The following is a 1136-nucleotide window of genomic DNA, read 5'->3' on the forward strand; positions in this document are numbered from 1 at the left end:
GCGTCGGTTCGTCTCCCACACAGAAGCGTAGCGGACCGCGCTTTTCGCCCCATAGCTCACTTACTTGTTGTATGTTCATTCGTTTACCTCCATGTAGTGCGTATCCTTGGAAAAACTGTGATTTGTCATTACAATTTCGTTCCCTCATGCAGGCAAAATAAAAGAGCCAAGGCTACTACAAACCCATGGCTCTACATGTACAAACAAACATAAAAAAGCCATGGCATTAGTTGCCCTGGCTCATTAACTGGACATATTTATCCAAGCTCCAATTATATGAACGGGGGGCAACGAAATGTAATTTTAGCGGATGTATTTAACATTTTTTCCATTTTGCCACTCCCTTTCGAATTATAGTAAATTTATTGTACCTTAATATTGGAGAAAAATGCAAATGTAATTTGTTATTTTTTCTAAATGAGCATTTTGTATAACAGAAAAACATTGTTACTTCTTTCATCCAACTCATAAAAATAGCGGCTGCTACAATACATTCCTATATATTTACCTTATATAGCTCTCCATAAAGTAAGCCCTATACTTATCGAAGCAATCGCTCTTATTAATAATAGTTGTAAAATCCCCGTATAATGTAATGTTCCTGCTTATTTTATTAGGGAAGATACACGTCTTGACCAACAGAAAGTTTATTGTAATTTTTTATGTGTGAATTAGCTGTCAATAAATCCTTCAATGGAGCTTCAAAGGTAGCAGCAATCGAACTCATACTATCCCCTTTTTGCACTTTATAACTGACGATTCCTTTTGTCATTACAGAAGGTCTCTCAACCTCTACACTTCCGTCCATTGTTTTACTAAAAATAGTTTGGCTGTGAACAGGATTATCAAGTACTTGAATTTGTAATCTATCTGATGTAAGATCTTTTGCTTTCACCATCTCCTGCGATTCTTTTGCTAAGACAGGAGCAGAATAAGCAAAGAGAGAAATAGTAATAGGAATAAGAAATTTGGTAACGCCATAAGCCCGCTTCTTCATCTTCGCCTCTCCTTTTGTTATCCCACACACAATACCAGAGTGTTCAGACCTATTCACAGGCATGGTAAATAATTCTTTTTTCACTTTTGTTTTAAACTCCTTTAATCTGTTTGTGGCAATCTAAAAATGTAGCGTTTGG

1 protein-coding gene is annotated in these 1136 nt (G+C 36.3%); it reads right to left on the minus strand.

Annotated features, from left to right (window positions below; all coding sequences use genetic code 11):
* Positions 1 to 613: 613 nt before the first annotated feature.
* A complete protein-coding gene (locus tag HMPREF0083_RS20395; protein WP_021623637.1) occupies positions 614 to 1081 on the minus strand; it encodes a LysM peptidoglycan-binding domain-containing protein in 468 nt (155 codons plus the stop codon).
* Positions 1082 to 1136: the final 55 nt, after the last annotated feature.

The organism is Aneurinibacillus aneurinilyticus ATCC 12856, from assembly GCF_000466385.1.
Lineage (GTDB): Bacteria > Bacillota > Bacilli > Aneurinibacillales > Aneurinibacillaceae > Aneurinibacillus > Aneurinibacillus aneurinilyticus.